At 75.5% G+C, this 14,017-nt stretch carries 10 protein-coding genes; 6 read left to right on the forward strand and 4 right to left on the reverse strand.

The window, feature by feature from the left end; genetic code table 11:
* Nucleotides 1–347: 347 nt before the first annotated feature.
* On the reverse strand, nt 348–1,598 hold the full coding sequence (locus RVR_RS33365; protein ID WP_202237648.1) for a helix-turn-helix domain-containing protein: 1,251 nt from the start codon (nt 1,596–1,598) through the stop codon (nt 348–350).
* 569 nt (nt 1,599–2,167) lie between these two features.
* Here RVR_RS33365 and RVR_RS33370 point away from each other — a divergent pair.
* From RVR_RS33370 to RVR_RS38170, 3 genes are all read left to right on the forward strand, one after another.
* Nucleotides 2,168–3,052: a helix-turn-helix domain-containing protein gene (locus RVR_RS33370; protein WP_202237649.1), complete on the forward strand. Its 885-nt coding sequence runs from the start codon at nt 2,168–2,170 to the stop codon at nt 3,050–3,052.
* A complete protein-coding gene (locus tag RVR_RS33375; protein WP_202237650.1) occupies nt 3,049–3,567 on the forward strand; it encodes a DUF6907 domain-containing protein in 519 nt (172 codons plus the stop codon). The genes RVR_RS33370 and RVR_RS33375 overlap by 4 nt, the downstream gene beginning before the upstream one ends.
* Nucleotides 3,568–3,641: 74 nt before the next feature.
* Nucleotides 3,642–3,830: a helix-turn-helix domain-containing protein gene (locus RVR_RS38170; RefSeq protein WP_272933124.1), complete on the forward strand. Its 189-nt coding sequence runs from the start codon at nt 3,642–3,644 to the stop codon at nt 3,828–3,830.
* Between the two features lie 123 nt (nt 3,831–3,953).
* Here the strand turns inward: RVR_RS38170 and RVR_RS33385 are convergent, their stop codons facing one another.
* The 3 genes from RVR_RS33385 to RVR_RS33395 all read right to left on the reverse strand — a co-directional run bounded on the left by RVR_RS33385 (nt 3,954) and on the right by RVR_RS33395 (nt 6,411).
* Complete coding sequence (locus RVR_RS33385) at nt 3,954–4,835, reverse strand: 5-oxoprolinase subunit C family protein (RefSeq protein ID WP_202237652.1); 882 nt, start codon at nt 4,833–4,835, stop codon at nt 3,954–3,956.
* Entirely contained in the window at nt 4,832–5,482 is a 651-nt protein-coding gene (locus RVR_RS33390) for a 5-oxoprolinase subunit B family protein (RefSeq protein WP_202239552.1), read from the reverse strand. The genes RVR_RS33385 and RVR_RS33390 overlap by 4 nt, the downstream gene beginning before the upstream one ends.
* A 152-nt stretch (nt 5,483–5,634) precedes the next feature.
* Entirely contained in the window at nt 5,635–6,411 is a 777-nt protein-coding gene (locus RVR_RS33395) for a 5-oxoprolinase subunit PxpA (RefSeq protein WP_202237653.1), read from the reverse strand.
* A 209-nt stretch (nt 6,412–6,620) separates the two neighbouring features.
* Between RVR_RS33395 and RVR_RS33400 the strand changes: the two genes are divergently transcribed.
* The 3 genes from RVR_RS33400 (at nt 6,621) to RVR_RS33410 (ending at nt 13,953) form a co-directional block, all read left to right on the forward strand.
* The gene (locus RVR_RS33400; RefSeq protein WP_202239554.1) at nt 6,621–8,093 is read left to right on the forward strand and encodes a hypothetical protein; all 1,473 of its coding nucleotides are present in this window, start codon (nt 6,621–6,623) and stop codon (nt 8,091–8,093) included.
* A gap of 123 nt (nt 8,094–8,216) precedes the next feature.
* On the forward strand, nt 8,217–9,101 hold the full coding sequence (locus RVR_RS33405) for a hypothetical protein (protein WP_202237654.1): 885 nt from the start codon (nt 8,217–8,219) through the stop codon (nt 9,099–9,101).
* A gap of 109 nt (nt 9,102–9,210) precedes the next feature.
* Complete coding sequence (locus tag RVR_RS33410; RefSeq protein ID WP_202237655.1) at nt 9,211–13,953, forward strand: coiled-coil domain-containing protein; 4,743 nt, start codon at nt 9,211–9,213, stop codon at nt 13,951–13,953.
* Nucleotides 13,954–14,017: the final 64 nt, after the last annotated feature.

A 14,017-nucleotide genomic window follows, 5' to 3' on the forward strand; every position in this document is an offset into this window, starting at 1 on the left:
CTCCGCTGTCGCACCAGCGCGCCCGGCCGTGCCGTGCGCAGTCCGCCCGCGCGCCCGCCGGCCCCCGCCGACCGCGCCTTCCGGCGCGCCCCCGGACGCGCCGACGTGCCCCGCGCGCGCCGTGCCCGCGCCCGCGTCCCGCCCCGCCGGTTCCGGGTCCCCGGCACACCCCCGCGTGAACTGCGCGCCCCACGCTCCCGGGGCGTTCCCCTTCGGGAGGGATCGACGTGGCCCGGACACCCCCGTTCCGGCGACGAGCCCGTACGAGAGCCGCCACCGCCGTCGGAGCCTTTCCCCCCCGGGGCGCCGACGGAGCGACCCACTGCGCGCCGCGCACCGCGTGTCGGTCAGTCGAACGAGGCCAGCGCGTCGACCAACTGTCGTCCCTCCTTCGCCCCGGAGCGCATGAGCACTGCGGCTGTACGGTGAAGCTCGTTCCAGGAGTGCGGGCGCCCGACGGCCGCTGCATCCGCGACAAGCGGGAGGGCGACGGTCAGCGCCTCGGCGATTCCCCCAGCGGCCCCGTAGGCATGGGCCAGGCAGGAGCCGTACCACGTGCGGTCCCGCTGGTAGTTCGCGTCCAGAGCGGCGAGTCCAGTGGTCAGGCGTCTCACGGCGCCGGACCAATCGTGGAGATGCATGGCGATCATGCCGCGCTGCAACTCGAACCACGTCTCCCCGTAGAAGTACATCCATGCCGGTTCGTCCTCGGGGTGCTCGGACGCCCGGGTGATCAGGTCCTGGGCGTTGTCGATCAGGCGGTGCGCCTCGGCGGCGGCACCGTTGAGCGCGTGGCCGCGTGCGGCCATCTGCACGGCCATCCCCTGCACGCCCAGCGACGCGCCCGGCGCCGACCAGCGCGCGGCCTCGGCGAGACGTACCGTGCGGTCACCGCGTCCACCGGACCACGCCATATGCGCCTTCATGGACAGGGTGGTGGCGGCCATGTCCGCGTCTTCGGCTTCCAAGGCCCATTCGTGGCTGCGGTCGTACCAGGCGAGTGCGGCAGCGGTCCGTCCTTGATCCTGTGCCATCCAGGCGAGGAACTGCGCGTGCTCCGCTGCAAGGCGCACCACGCGGCGTGAAGTCGGTCCTCGGGCACTGGAATACAGGTTCACCACGGTGCGCAGTTGCTGGCGCATGATCTCGTCCAGCGGCCGAGAACCGATCAGGTCCTCCGCCTCCCGGTGCTGGGCAAGCAGCCGGTCCAACCAGTCAAGAGTGGCCGCATCGACCCGATGCGTCGCGTTCGTAGCAGTGGTGACGCGCGCCAACAGGTCCTCATCAGGACCTGGACCCGGCAGTTCCAGAACCGGTACCGGAGATGTGGCAGGCGCGGGCGCGTCACGGTGCAGCAGTTCAGCCGGTACGCCGAGGCCGGAAACGATGCGCCGGCGGACTTCGGCCGAGGTGACCCGACGACGTCCGCGTTCGATGTCGGACACGTCGGGTTGCACCAGCCCCACCAGCGCACCGAATGTGGTCTGGGACAGTCCGGCCAACGTGCGGTAGCTGCGGAAAACGGCGCCCCAGTCCTGGGATTTGGCTGCCGCGCGGAGTTCGGGATGGGCCCAAAGCCCAAGCGGTGACGCGTCCATAGCTCCGAATATAGGAGCTCGTATAGAGCCGCGCGATTGGTTCGACCGGTTTCACCCTTGAGGATTTCGGGTGCGGACCCCGGCGACCGCGTGAACGGTCCCGGGGCGTGGCCGATCCGAATCCGGTTGAGGGAGCACCAGATCGACATGCAGGAAACTACAGCGCTGTTCGGCAGGACGGCGAGAGATGCCCATCGCCTGTCTCCGGCGGCGTTGTCCGAAGACGCACAGGAGCGTGCTGCGGGTGCGCCGCACGGTCGGGTGGGGCCTGACTCCTTGGGCCGTGGATGCCGCCGCACCCTGGCCGTCGGAACTCGTTGCGTGCTGATCGGGTTCGTCGTCGCGGGTGATCCGTCCCGCCCCTGGTTGCGCTCGCTGAGGCCCCCTTGGAACCCCGTCAGGCGTCGCCCCGGCTGTTCCGCATTGCTCCGTCGCGAGCGCGGAAGGGACTGACGGCTCCGGTTCGATTCCGGACAGGGGGACTTGGTGGCCTGCTACGCGCAATTACGCGTAGGGGCGCCGTATCGCAGCACCGTCATCAGTAACAGAACCGTGGAAGGGATATCGGAATGGCCAGCGACAACACCATTGGCGCGGGTAGCGGGAGAAGGGGGAACGCCGATCTGACGAGTCTGTCGGCACGGGAGTGGTACGCGAGTGAGTTGGCGTACCGGCGGCGGCAGTCGGGGATGAGCCTGGTGCAGCTCGCCGAGTTGTGCCTGTACGAGCAGTCGTACCTGCACCGCCTGGAGCGGGGGCAGCGGCTGGGGACCGTGGAGGCGGCCGCCGCGCTGGACCGGGTGTACGGCACCGGGGACCTGCTGGTGCGGCTGTGGCACCTGGCGAAGCGGGAGGCGAAGGAGCGCCCCTTCCTGGGGCTGGCGCCGTTGGAAGCGGTCGCGGCCTGCATCCAGGAGTACGCGATCAGCGCGGTCCCCGACCTGCTCCAGACCCGCGCCTATGCGGAGGAGCAGGTGCGGGCCGCGCGGCCGGGCAGCGCCGAACAGGTGGAGGCGCGGGTAGCGGCGCGGCTGACGCGGCAGGAACGGCTCACCGACCCGGACCCGTTGCACTACCGGGCGCTGATCGACGAGGCCGTGCTGCGGCGCGGGGCGCGGGACCGGCAGACGTGGACGGAGCAGGTGGAGCATCTGATCGAGGCCGCGCAGTGGCCGGACGTGTTGCTCCACGTGGTGCCGTTCGGTGCGGGACCGCAGCGGCTGCCCGGTTCCCTGGAGTTGATCTACTTCTCCCACGGGCGCACGGTGGCGTACTCGCAGAGCAGTTGGAGCGGTCACTTCGCCGACGAGCCGGAGGAGGTCGAGCCGTTGCGGCTGGCGTACGACGTGGTGCGCGACGCGGCGCTGACCCCGGTGGAGTCGCTGGCATTCCTGCGCACCGTGCTGAGCGAGCACACCGGGAGCACCGCGGCGGAGGGTGGTACGGCGTCGTGAGCGCTGACACGGTGGTCGCCGTTGCGGCCTTACGCACGTCCGGCCCGGCGCGCACGTGGCGGATCTCCACGTCCAACGGCATCACGGCGTACGGGTACCTGCCGGCGTGGGCGCATGAGGACCCGAGCACGAGCGACGTCGATCCCGGGCTGCTCAACGTGACGCTGGCGGACGTCCTGCACTACTTCCACTTCGTGGACGTCACCGGCCCCCTTGCCGGTCCGGAGTACGACGCCGACGACCCCGGGTACGTGCCGTTCTTCTGCTCCGTCGAGTGCCGACCCCACGCCGAAACCGCACAGGATCGGGACGACGGTCCGCTCTTCCCCGTCCTGAACGTCCAGATCACGCGTGACGACACGGTCACGTGCCAGGACCCGGCCGAACTCGCCGCGCTCGTCGCGCGTTTACGTGCCTGCACCGACTACCTCGACCACCACGTCCGCCCCGCCTTCACCGCCATCCGCGAGGACTGGGACACCCGCCACCGCACGCCGACGGAACCGGCCACGTGAGCGGAGGGAGAAAAGACGACGGTCCTCGATCGGCCCGGCGCCGTCCAAGGCGGCTCAACCACGAACCGGAAGCGGTGTGTTGGGCGAGGCGGAAAGCCGGCCTGACCAAGCGGGGCCTGGCCGCCGCCGTGGGGATCTCCGAACAGTTGATGGGCGAGATCGAGTCCGGCTGGCGCAACGCCACCCCGCCCACCCTGGCCAAGATCGCGGCAGCCCTCAACTGCCCCCTGGTGGCCCTGGAACGCAAGCGCCCCTGGTCATAGGCGGATCGTCCCGTCCAAGCAGCTCCCGGACGGGACGGTCCGGTCGTTCCCGGGAGGACGACCCCGCACCCGCACCCGCGGGTTCGTACGGGCGCACGGGTGGCACCGATCGCGGGGAGCGGTTCAGCGGGGGGTCCGTACGGCGGGGGCGAAGCGCAGCGGGGTGCCGGGGGCGGCCTGGGCCGCGGCGGGGAGCGCCGCGGCGGGGACGACACCGATGACCGGGTAGCCCCCGGTGGTGGGGTGGTCCGCGAGGAAGACGACCGGCCGCCCGTCCGGGGGGACCTGGACGGAGCCCGACACCATTCCCTCGCTGGGGAGTTCTTCGTGCCGCAGCCGTTCCACGGGCGGCCCGAGCGTGCGCAGGCCGATCCGGTTGGATGCGGGGGACACCGTGTAGCGGCCGCGGGCGAGGGCGCCCACCGCGCCGGGCGCGAACCAGTCCGCGCGCGGCCCCGGCAGCAGCGGAAGCACCACCTCGGCGCCGATCCCGCCGTACGGCAGTACGTCCCCTGTGTACGGCGGCGGGCCGAACCGGCTCTCGCCGAGGGGGAGTCGGGCGCCGTCGGACAAGGGCGCCGGCCCCAGCCCCGACAACAGGTCGGTCGCACGGCTCCCCAGCACCGCGGGCACGTCGAGCCCCCCGGCGAACGCGACGTAGGCGCGTACGCCCCGCTCCGCCGTCCCCACGTCGAGGACCGCACCGGCGGGCACCCGCACCGGGACGCCCCAGGCGGCGGGGCGGCCGTCCACCCGGACCGGGCACGCGGCGCCGGTCACCGCGACGACGACAGGGCACGAGGCGCGCACCGCGCAGCCGTTCACCGTCGTCTCCAACCCGGCCGCGGCACCGGGGTTGCCGACGAGGCGGTTCGCCAGCAGGTGGGCCGCCCGGACCAGGGCGCCGGAGGCGGGCACCCCGAGATGGGCGTACCCGGGCCGGCCGAGGTCCTGGACGGTGGTCAGGGCGCCGGCACGTTCGACGGTCAGCACGGCGCCGCTCACCGCCCGGCCGCCGGTGCCGCGGCGGGTCCGACCGCGTCCTCGGCGGTGAAACGGACCGCGGTGCCCGGCGCGAGCAGCGCCGCGGGGTCCCGGCCGGCGTCCCACAGCACCGCGTCCGTCGTCCCGATGATCTGCCAACCACCCGGCGACGCCCGCGGATAGACCCCCGCGTACGGTCCGGCGAGGCCGACGGAGCCCGGTGGCACGGACGTTCGCGGGCTGGCCCGGCGCGGCACCGCCAACTCCGGCGGCAGACCCGTGAGATACCCGAAGCCGGGGGAGAACCCGCAGAACGCCACCCGGAAGGCGGTCCCCGTGACGGTCGCCGCGACGTCCGCCGGCGACATGCCCCACCGGTCCGCGACCTCCGCCAGGTCCGGTCCGTCGAAGCGGACGGCCAACTCGACCGCACCCGTGGCGGCGGGCGCCAGCGGGGGCACCCGCCAGCGCACCACGTCCGCCGCGAACGCCCGCGGGTCGGCGAGCCCGTCGACCAGCACCGTACGGGCCGCGGGGACCACCTCCGTCACCATTCCCAACTCGCCGGCCGCGCGCCGCCGTTCCAGCTCCGCGTGCAGGGCCTGGGCCTGCTCCCCGTCCGCCACCTCGACCAGGACGGCCGCCTCTCCGGCAGGCAGCGCGCGGATCGCGGGCGCGCCTCCGCCGCAGACGTCCCCCGGACCCGTAGCAGCGCCGTCCCCCGATCCCGCGCCCGTACCGGAGCCGGCGGCCCCACCCACGCCGCCCGTACCCGATCCCGTACCCGGGCCGGCACACGCGCCCGTACCCTCGCCCGTCCTCATGCGAACGCCTCCATCCGCAGCCCCGCTCCCTCCAGGGCCGCGCGCACCCGGGCCGCGAGGCGTGCCGCCCCCGGCGTGTCGCCGTGCACGCACAACGAGCGCGCCGCCACCTCCACCACCTCCCCGCCCAGCGCCGTCACCCGGCCGTCGCGGGCCAGTCCGACCGAACGGGCCACCACCGCGTCCGCGTCCTCGACCACCGCGCCCGGCTCGCGCCGCGACACCAGGGTGCCGGCGCCGGTGTACGCGCGGTCCGCGAACGCCTCGGGCACCGCGGCCAGTCCGGCCCGCCCGGCCGCCGCCAGCAGCCGCGAACCCGGCAGCCCCAGCACCGGCAGTGCGCCCGCGAGCCGGACACCGGCCACCACCGCCTCGGCCTGCTCCTCGTCGTGCACCGCCCGGTTGTACAGGGCGCCGTGCGGCTTCACGTACGCCACCACCGCGCCCTCCGCCCGCGCGAACACCTCCAGCGCGCCGATCTGGTAGGCGACCTCCGCGGCCAGTTCGTCCGCGGGCACGTCCATCGCGCGCCGCCCGAAACCCGCCAGGTCGCGGTAGGAGACCTGGGCGCCGATCCGCACCCCGCGCTCGGCCGCCCGCCCGCACACCCGCCGCATCGTCGCCGGGTCGCCCGCGTGGAAGCCGCACGCCACGTTCGCACTCGTCACCACCGACAGCAGCGCCTCGTCGTCGGTCAGCCGCCAGCGGCCGAAGCCCTCGCCGAGGTCGGCGTTGAGGTCGATCGCGCCTCGCGCCACCGCTGCCTGCGCCATGATGATCCGCCCGGGTCCGTCGCCTCGCATCGGCCCGCCGATGCCCGTGGGACGATCATGGCAGCTCGCCCGGGCACGAGTCGCGCACCGCCCGCCCCGTACGCATCCGTGCCGTTTCGTGAGTTGTCGGTGGCACCGCCTAGTGTGGGGGCGTGACCACGACCGTCCCGCACCTTCCGCCGCAGCAGTCGCGGCAGCGGCCGCAGCCGCTGCCGGGTGCGTCGCGCCCCGCGCCGGGGCCGGCGGCCGACGAGGGGCTGGCCCGCCGGCTGCGCGCGCTCGCCTGCACCGCGCCGCTGCACGACCTCGACACCCGCAAGGCGAACCTCGCCGGGGCGTACTCGGTGTACGCGATGGCCGAGGTGGCGCTGGCCGCGATCGACCTGGTCACCCTCAACATGGACTTCGACACCGGCGCCGACCACGACCAGATAGTGGCCAGGCTGCTGCCCCGCGTCGCCGCCCAGGCCCCCGCGCGTGCCCACGCCGAGCACGAACGCGTGGCCCGCTGGGTGCTGGAGAACCTGATCAACGTCGGCAGCGCCGACCGCGGGTTCCGCGCCGTCTACGGCACGTTCGGCGCCGACGGCGCCTACGTCCGGCGGGACTACGACTTCAAGCTGATCGAGGAGGTCGCCGGCCCCGGCGGCGGCGTGTACCTGCGCACCACCGACGAGGCGGTCAACGTCCTGGTCGGCGCGCTGGACACCGACGTCACCAGCGCGCAGATCGCCGCCGAGGTCAAACTCGAGGTGCTGATCAGCCGCGGCCGCCTCGCCGACGCCCAACTCGCCGCCGAGCAGGCCCGCTACCGCACGGTGCAGTACGCCGAGACCCTGCGCCGCACCCTGGAGGCCACCCGGCGCAACGTCCGGGCGGTCGACTGGCTGCGCCAGGTCCCCGACATGATCGCCGAGGCGCTGGACCACGTCGCCGACCGTTACCGGCACGAGAACGCGATCCTCACCAACATCCGCAAGGCGCGCGACGAGGCGGAGGAGCCCGAGCACAAGCGGCGCGCCGCCGAGCTCGTGGACATCGTCAAGGACTGCATCCGCCGCCACACCCAGCTGCAGTCCCGGCTGCTGGAGGCCGGGCCGCTCTTCCGCGCCGAGCAGGACCGGCAGGCGTTCGCCGCGCCCCCCGCCCGCGCCGGACTCGACCTGTACGGCCAACTCGTCGCTCCGCTGCTGCCGCTGCCGGTCGAGCAGGCGTCCCGCGTCACCGACGCGTTCTTCGCCCGCGGCACCGGCCTGCGCACTCCCGGCGCCGTACGCGTCACCGACCTGGTCGACCTGCTGCTCACCCCGCCGGTCGAACGCGACCACCTGGGCGCCGAGATGCCCGAGCCGGACCTCGTCGCCACCCCGGACGACTCCCGGTTCAGCGACGAGCAACTGGAGTCCGCGCTCGCCCTGCTCGACCTGCCGCACGACGCCCCGCGCCGGCTGTCGGGCCTGCTCGCCGAAGCGCGCCGCCAGGACCCGGACCTGCCCTACCTGGTCGCGCTCCTCGCCATCCACGCCGCGTCCCCGCCGGTCGGCACGGCCCACCGCCAGGGCGAACCCCGGCTGCTGTTCGCCGTGGACGACGGCACCGTGCTCGACGACTCCGAGTTCGGCGGCGCCGACCTCGTCCTGGGCACCGCCCGGCTCACGGGGGGCGCCGCCCATGAGGGCTGACCGCGGCCGCCGCCCGGCCCCGGCCAACGGCGCGGCCGGACCCCGTACCGCCCTCCGGCCCCCGGCCGCCCCCGGGTCCTCCTCCGCCATCGACCACCCCCGGCACCAGAAGGAACGCACCACGTGATCACCGATCGGCAGGACGACACCCGGGAGCCCGGCGAGCCGGACGCGCCGGCCCCGATCGTGCCCGGCGACGTCGCGGACGCCGCCCGCCTGGTCGGGTTCGGTCTCCAGCCCAAGCTGGTCCCGGCCCGGGACGTGGAGTACGCGGAACTGGTCCGCCGCCACCGCGACGACCCGGCGTTCGCCCGGCTCGCCGACGCCGTGGCGGCCGGGCTCGGCCTCGTCGTCCTGGAGGTGTCGCCGCGGGCGGGCATGGCCGTCGCGGCAGGCGAGGACTCGGTCTTCGCGGTCCGGATGGGCGACTACGCCCGCCGCGCCGCGTCCGACTCCGGTGACCGCTTCCTGCACGGCCTCGCCCACCTCGCCGCGGCCGCGCTCGCCTTCCCCCGCCCCGAGGACCTGGCCGACGACGGATACGTCGGCCGGATCACCGTGCACGGCGTGGACGCCTTCGTCCGGCAGGCGTGCCGCCGGCTGGAGGAGCGCGCCGACGAGAGCGGCGAGAACACCGACCCGGCCAGCGACGCCCCGGGCCTGGAAGCGGCCTGGCGGGTCTACACCCGGCGCAGCGCCACCGGGGCCACCAAGGACGCCCGGCGCCTGGCGAGTTCGACCACCGGCATCATCGGCAAGGCGGTCGCCTTCCTCGTCGACTCCGGCTTCCTGCACCGTACGGGCGACGAGTCCGGCGGCACCTACCGCACCACCGCCCGCTATCAGCTCCAGGTGCGCGACATGGCGGGCAGCGCCGCCATGGCCGAACTCCTCGAACTCGGCGTGGTGCCGGTCGGCGACGGCACCGCCACGCTGGTCCCCGCCGCCGACGGGGAGGCCGCGGACCTCGTCGCGGACGCGGGGCTGCCCTTCCACGCCGCCACCTGACCGCGGCCCGGACCGCGGCCCGCCCGTCCGCGGCCCGCGCCCGCATCCGGCCGGCGCCCCGGCCCGCATCCGCCCACCCACCGAAGCCCCGACCACGAAAGCCCCCCGCATGTACGAGCTCTCCCGACTGCGCCTCTACTCGATCGGGCCGGCCGGCGCGCGGTACGCCGACACCGTTCTCGACCTGCGCGGGGTCGGCGAGCCCGTGCCCCAGCCCGCGCCCGCGCAAGGGGACTTCTTCACCGACGAGCCGACCGGACCGCCGCGCCGCCCCGCCCCCGCCGGCGTCCTCTTCCTGGAGAACGGCGGCGGCAAGTCGGTACTGCTGAAACTGATCTTCTCGGTGATGCTCCCGGGCCACCGCAACACCCTCGGCGGGGCCAGCTCCGGCGTGCTGCGCAAGTTCCTGCTCGCCGAGGACTGCGGGCACGTCGCCCTGGAGTGGCAGCACACCCTCACCGGCGAGCTGGTCGTGGTCGGCAAGGTCAGCGAGTGGCGCGGCCGGCAGGTCTCGTCCGACCCGCGGAAGTTCGCCGAGGCGTGGTACTCCTTCCGCCCCGGTCCCGGCCTCGGCCTGGACTCGCTGCCGGTCGCCGAGGCCACCGCGGTCCGGCCCCCCGTCGAGGGCACGTCCGGCGCCCGCGGCCGCCGCCGCACCATGAAGGGCTTCCGCGACGCGCTGACCGAGGCCGGCAAGGCGTACCCGCACCTGGAGGTCGTCTGGGAGGAGATCCACGACCGCTGGAACGAGCACCTCGGCGACCTCGGCCTCGACCCCGAACTCTTCCGCTACCAGCGGGAGATGAACGCCGACGAGGGCGAGGCGGCCGGACTGTTCGCGGTGAAGAAGGACTCCGACTTCACCGACCTGCTGCTGCGCGCGGTCACCGACACCCGCGACACCGACGGCCTCGCCGACCTGGTGCACGGCTTCGCCGGCAAGCTCGGCCGCCGCGCGGAACTCACCGCCGAACGCGACTTCACCGCCGGCTCGCTCGACCTGCTCGACCGGATCGTCGGGGCTGCCGCCGTGCGTGACCAGGCCCGCGGGGTGCACGCCCAGTCCGAGCGCCGCACCCGCGTGCTGACCCGCCGGCTGGCCGCCCGCGCCCGCCAGGAGCGCGGCCGGGCCGCCGAACTCGCCCAGGACATGGCCGACGCCGCACACGCGGTCACCGACACCGAGCAGGCCAGGGCCGGCAGCGCCCGCATCGCGGCCGAACTCGCCTACCGGCACGCCTCACTCGCGCTGGCCGGCGCGGAGAAGGGCGCCGCGGCGCTGCGCCGCGAGCTGACCGACGCCCGTACCCTGCACGCCGCGTGGCAGACCGCCGAGACCGTCCTGCGGCACCGCGCCGCGGGCGACCGGCTGGCGCGGGTCACCGAGGCGATCCGCGCCGCCGAACGCGACGCCGCGCCCGCGCTCGCGGCCCGTACGCAGGCCGCGGCCGAGCTGGTGCGCGCCTTGCAGGGCGCCGCCGTACGGGCCGAGCGCCAGGCCGACGACGAGGAGGAGCGGTCCGCCGGGCTCCAGACCCTCGCCGAGGGCGCCCACCGTGACGCCACCGCCGCCGCCACCGAGGCGCAGCGCGCCCGCAGCGAGAGCGGCCACCTCGGGCAGCGCCTCGCCGAGGTCGAGCAGGAGACCGCCGAGGCGGTACGCGCCGGGTGGCTCGACGACACCGCGCCCGACGCCGACCCGGCCAGGGCCGCACTCGCGGCCGCGGACGCGGAGCGCACCGCGGAGACCCTGGCGCTCGCCGCCGCCGGCACCGCCACCGCGGCGACCGCCCGTGCCCGCGAGGCCGCCGCGGGCGAGGCCCGCGCCGAACTCGCCGCGGCCCGCGCCACGGACGCGCTCACCGCCGCCGCCACCGCCCATCGCGCGGCGCTGGACGCCACCGCGGCCCTGACCACCGATCCGCGGGCGCTGGCGCTGCTGGGGCTCGGCGAGCGGGGCGCCGCGGGCGCCTTCGCCGGCCCGGCGTCCCCGTCCCCCTCGTCCCCGGCGTCCTTGTCCTCTTCCTCCTCGGCCGCTTCCTCGGGAACGGGTCCGGCCGCGGACCCGGCGGGCGGGGGAGCGGGACCCGCGCCTGCCGGCGCGGACGCGGGCGAGGGCCCGGGCGCCCGGCAGGGCGAGGGGCCGTTGAGCGCGCAGGAGCTGGACCGCTTCGCGGAGCCGCTGCGCGAACTCGTCGAGGACGCGGTGGCCACCGCCGAGCGGCAGATGTTCGAGCTGCGGACGGCAGCCGCCGACGACGCGCGCATCCTCGGCGCGCTCGGTGACGGCGGCCTGCTGCCGCCGGGCCCCGACGTGCTGGCCACCGTGGAGTTCCTGGCCGAGCACGGCGTCCCCGCGCTGCCGGGCTGGCGCTACCTCGCCCAGGCCGTCGCGCCGGCCGACCACGCCGCCGTGATGGCCGCGCGTCCGGAGCTGGTCGACGGGGTCGTGGTGACCGACCCCGACTCCTACGCGCGGGCCCGCGAGGCCCTGGCCCAGGCCGCCCTGCTGCCGAGGTCCACGGTCGCCGTCGGCACCGCGGCGGCGCTGCTGGCCCCGCCGCCCGGCGGCACCGACTCCGACGTGTTCCTCGTCCCGCCGAACCCGGCGATGCACGACGAGATGGCCGCCGACGGCGAGCGCCGCGAACTGCGCGGGCGCGCCGCCGCCCGCGAGGAGGAGATCCGCGCGCTCGCCGCCCGGCTGGCGCACGACCGCACCCTGTCCGCGCGCCTGGCGTCCTGGCGCGCGTCCTGCCCGCCCGGGCGCCTGGCGGAACTCGCCGCCGAGGTCGCCGCCGCCCAGGACACCGCCGAGGAAGCCCGCGCCGACCTGGCGGCCGCGCGCGAGGAGCGTGCCGAGGCCGACGCCGCCGCCGCCGAGGCCGGCGCGGACCACGACGCCCGCAGGGCGGCCGCCGAACAGGCCCGCCGCCGCGCCGACAAGCTCGCGGGGCTCGCCCACCGGCTGCGCGAGCGCGCCAACTGGCAGCGCCGGGCCCGCGAACTGACCGCCGACGCCGCCGAGGCCGAGGCCCGCGCGGAGACCTGCCTGGACCGGGCACGGGCCGCCGACGAGGACCGCCGGGCCGCCCAGCGCGCCTCCGACGACGCCCGCCGTACCGCGCGGGTGCTGCGCGCCGAACGCGCGGAGATCGCCGGTGCCCCGGAGGACACCCCCGAACCGGACCCGCGGGAGCCGTCCGCCTCCTCGCTGCCCGCGCTGCGCGAGGCGTACCGCGCGGCCTCGCAGGTCTACGAGCAGGTCGGGGTCGGGGCCGACCTGCGCGCCGAACAGGCCCGCGCGGAGAGCACCGAGAACGCGGCACTCGCCGAACTCGAACGCCTCAGCAACAAGGTCCGCGCCCGCGCGGCGCAGCTCCTCGAAGGCCCCGACGGTTCCGACGGGCCGTCCCGGCAGGCCGCCGCCGGCCGCGCGGAGCAACTGGTGCAGACCCTGGAGTCACGCCAGTCCGCCGCCAGCGAGCAGCTCGGCCGGCTGCGCGCCGAGGCCGAACGCCTCGCCCCCGACGACGGCGACGCGCACGCGGCGCTGACCGACGCCCTCACCCCGCGCGACGCCGACCACGCCCAGCAACTGCTGCGCGCCGCGAACGCCGAACTCGCCACCCACCAGGAGGAGCTGGAACAGGCGAGGACCGCGCACGCCGACATCGTCCGCTCGCACCGCGCGGCCGAGGACGCGGGGAGCGGCTTCGACGAGACCGCCGCCCTGTTGCGCGACCTGTTGCGCGACGGCCCCCAGACGGCGGCCGAGGACGACGAGCCGGAGCCGTATCCCGGCGACCTGGCCGAGGCCCGGCAGGCCGCGGCCGAGGCCCGCCGCGGCCTGCGCGGCTGCGCCGCCGACCTGTCGACCGCCGACGCGCACCTGCGCGACGCCTCCGACGTGCTGATCCGGCACGCCAACGCCGTGCGCTACGAACAGGTCCGCACCCCGGCCCGCCAGCAGATCAGGGAGCTGCCGGCCTCCTCGCTGCCGGAGCACGCCGCGGCGTGGGCCGCGGCGTTCGCCCCCCGGCTGCGCGTCCTGACCGACGAGCTGGACCAGTTGGAGCGCAACCGGGACAGCATCGTGGACCGGCTGCGCGGCCTGGTCGAGTCCTCGCTCGCCACGCTCCGCTCCGCGCAGCGCCTCTCCCGGCTGCCGGAGGGGCTCGGCGAGTGGTCCGGCCAGGAGTTCCTGCGCATCCGCTTCGACGACCCGGACCACGCCCTGCTCACCGACCGGCTCGGCGAGGTCATCGACGAGGCGACCCGCGCCGCCGTCCGGAAGAACTCAGACCTGCGGCGCGACGGCATGACCCTGCTGCTGCGCGGCGTCGGGGCGGCCCTCGAACCCCGCGGCGTCGCCGTGGAGATCCTCAAGCCCGACGCGGTGCTGCGCGCCGAGCGGGTGCCGGTCGGGCAGATGGGCGACGTGTTCTCCGGCGGGCAACTCCTCACCGCCGCCATCGCGTTGTACTGCACGATGGCCGCGCTGCGCAGCAACGACCGGGGGAGGGACCGCCAGCGGCACGCCGGCACCCTGTTCCTGGACAACCCCATCGGCCGGGCCAACGCCACCTACCTGCTGGAGCTCCAGCGCGCGGTGGCCGACGCGCTCGGCGTGCAACTGCTCTACACCACCGGCCTGTTCGACACGACCGCGCTCGCGGAGTTCCCGCTCGTGGTGCGGCTGCGCAACGACGCGGACCTGCGGGCGGGCCTGAAGTACATCAGCGTGGAGGAGCACCTGCGGCCCGGGCTGCCGGTGCCCGATCCACGCGGCGAGCAGGTGCACGGGGAGATCACCGCGACCCGGATGTTCCGCCGCCCGGCGGAGATCTGACGGCGGATACCTGACGGCGGAGATCTGACGGCGCTGGCAGGACGGCGTCCCTGCCGGGGGGTGC

The organism is Streptomyces sp. SN-593 (assembly GCF_016756395.1).
In the GTDB taxonomy this organism is placed as follows: domain Bacteria; phylum Actinomycetota; class Actinomycetes; order Streptomycetales; family Streptomycetaceae; genus Actinacidiphila; species Actinacidiphila reveromycinica.